Raw genomic sequence first — 2,377 nt, 5'->3', positions numbered from 1 at the left:
CAGTTCCAGCGATGGCAGCGGCCTTGGTTTAGCAATTGCCAGTAATATTGCCAGACAGATGGATGCGCGCTTGCAATTACAATCACCTCTTACGGGTTCTGCGCGGGGATTAAGTGTTTCTCTATGTTTCCCAAACCCTGAAGTCATATTGCTGTCTGAAGAAACCTGACAGTAATACGTTCAGGTTTGCGTCATGTTTGCGATGTATGATGTTCTGGATGAACTGATTTCTGTTGTGATCTCTCTTTTGAGAAGAAATGTTTTTCAGAAAATGTAGGTGATTGAAAGTGCATCAATCAAATATGGGAAATAATATATTGAACAGCCAGAAAGAAACGCATGCAACATCCCGTTTGGGATGGCTGCGGGCTGCTGTGTTGGGCGCGAATGATGGTATTCTGTCAACATCCAGCCTTATTATGGGTGTTGCTAGTGCACATGCTAGTCGAGAAAATATTTTGCTGGCTGGAATATCAAGCCTGGTGGCGGGAGCCATGTCTATGGCTGCAGGAGAGTATGTTTCTGTCAGTTCACAGGCAGATTCAGAAAAAGCTGATCTTGCCCGTGAAAAGCAGGAGCTTGGCAGCAGTTGGGATACCGAAGTTGGCGAACTGGCTGATATATATCGCCAGCGTGGGTTGGATGATGCTCTGGCGCGCAAGGTTGCACAGCAGCTGATGCAACATGACGCATTGGGGGCACATGCCCGTGATGAATTGGGTATTTCCGATGCAACATCTGCACGACCAATACAAGCAGCCTGTGCATCGGCTGGAGCATTTTCATCTGGCGCAATACTTCCGGTGCTGGCTGCATTACTCTCATCTTTATCTATTGTATCATGGGTTGTGTCCGCAGTCTCACTCATAAGCTTGGCGTTACTTGGAGTTGTGGGGGCCCGTGCAGGTGGTGCTGCACCTTTGCGTCCTACCTTGCGTGTTATATTTTGGGGTATTGTCGCTATGGTGGGAACAACTTTTGTTGGGAAAATGTTTGGTGGCTTGTAAAGAAGTATCGTTATTATATAGCCTTGCGTCAACTGCTAGGAGGATGTGTGCATCATGCTGATTGTGGCAGTCAGTATTGTTTAGAGAGTTTCCACAAGGTCGTTTCTGTTGACGACTTTATTGTGTCTATGAGCAGAAAGGGAGACTGCTGCCTCGACAAAATTTGGGGTAATTTAGTTGATGAACACCTTATTTTTTTATTCCCCTTCTTGTTCGGGATAAAAAGAGATTTCAGGAAAATTTATTTTAAAAATTGTATGTTATAATTCAATATTTTTGTTTATTTTATTCACAATTAATTGCCTTACATATTTTGCAGCAGCACTAAGTTCCGTGTCATTTAACCACACAATACCATTTTCAAGCTGCATCTCAGGTAAGAAGCGTAAAGAAACGTCCGAGCTATCAATTGGCCATCCTAAATTTCTTATCATTGTAAGAGGTAGCAAGGTATATGCATCAGTAAGGGCAACTATTTGCTCTCCACCTATTGGAGAATTCATCTCAATAAAGCGTGATGGAAGTGCTAATCCTCTAGCTGCTAATGCAGCTTCAAATCGATCTCTCATAGCTAGTCCTGCAATAGGTAAAACCCATATAAATGAAGAAAATTCATGCCATTTTTCTAATACATCAGGAATGGAAAAAATGTTTTTCATTGAGGCTACAATATATTGTTCAGTTCCAAGAGATAGTGTTTTGAATCTTGAATATGATTGAATATCAGTAAGATTTACGAAAATAAAATCATAAAGGTTTGCTTCCAGACCAGCTAGAAGCTCATGTCGCGCTGCATAATTGAGTGTCAAATTCAAGTTCGGGTGCATTTTTTTTATTTCTGAAACACCTTTCATAATAAAATCTTGCAACATAGGCGTTTGAAAACCAATTTTGACTCTACCGTAAAAGCCTTTTTCATGTGTGTGCAGATCTGTCATCAAGTGTTTGAGTTCAGCATTTACTCTTCTGCCTGCAATGATAAAACGTTCACAAATTTCATTTGGAACCAAACTTCCATATTTTCTGGTAAAAAGTTTTGTTTTAAGAATATTTTCAATTTCTAAACATGATTTTGAGACAGCTCCTGGTGTGATATTTAATCGATCAGCTGTGCGACGAATATTTTTGGTTTCTGCTAAAACTTCAATAAGCCTAAAGTGTCTTAATTTTAAATTCTTGCGAATATTTTTCATTTTAAATATATCCATGATATTATATATTTTCATGTAAGTACTAAGTGCATATTTTCATATTATTGCAAAATAACGCATCATTATGATCTTATATCCTAGATATAGAGTTAGTAGATAGCTCTAAGAGCCCTTTTGGAAATTCGCTATGATAGGTTTTCAAGAGGTTTTGAGCGTGAT

2 protein-coding genes and 1 pseudogene are annotated in these 2,377 nt (G+C 39.6%); 2 read left to right on the top strand and 1 reads right to left on the bottom strand.

Annotated elements, in window-relative coordinates; all coding sequences use genetic code 11:
• Nucleotides 1–169 (top strand): annotated as a pseudogene (locus tag APA10_RS15445) (two-component sensor histidine kinase); the annotation flags it as partial.
• Between the two features lie 133 nt (nucleotides 170–302).
• Nucleotides 303–1,007 (top strand): VIT1/CCC1 transporter family protein, encoded by a 705-nt coding sequence (locus tag APA10_RS11655; RefSeq protein ID WP_035367743.1) that lies wholly within the window; start codon nucleotides 303–305, stop codon nucleotides 1,005–1,007.
• Between the two features lie 260 nt (nucleotides 1,008–1,267).
• On the opposite strand, the gene APA10_RS11650 is transcribed toward APA10_RS11655, so the two are convergent.
• Nucleotides 1,268–2,200 (bottom strand): LysR family transcriptional regulator, encoded by a 933-nt coding sequence (locus APA10_RS11650; protein ID WP_231111060.1) that lies wholly within the window; start codon nucleotides 2,198–2,200, stop codon nucleotides 1,268–1,270.
• Between the last annotated feature and the right edge of the window lie 177 nt (nucleotides 2,201–2,377).

The sequence above is a fragment of the Acetobacter pasteurianus subsp. pasteurianus LMG 1262 = NBRC 106471 genome (genome assembly GCF_000285275.1).
Classification (GTDB): Bacteria; Pseudomonadota; Alphaproteobacteria; order Acetobacterales; family Acetobacteraceae; genus Acetobacter; species Acetobacter pasteurianus.
This window is presented reverse-complemented; position numbering and strand designations above follow the sequence as displayed.

Bases quoted from the DNA above. Each gene is read 5' to 3' on its own strand.
- APA10_RS11655 (WP_035367743.1), top strand. From the start codon at position 303: ATGGGAAATAATATATTGAACAGCCAGAAAGAAACGCATGCAACATCC.
- APA10_RS11650 (WP_231111060.1), bottom strand. From the start codon at position 2,200: ATGAAAAATATTCGCAAGAATTTAAAATTAAGACACTTTAGGCTTATT.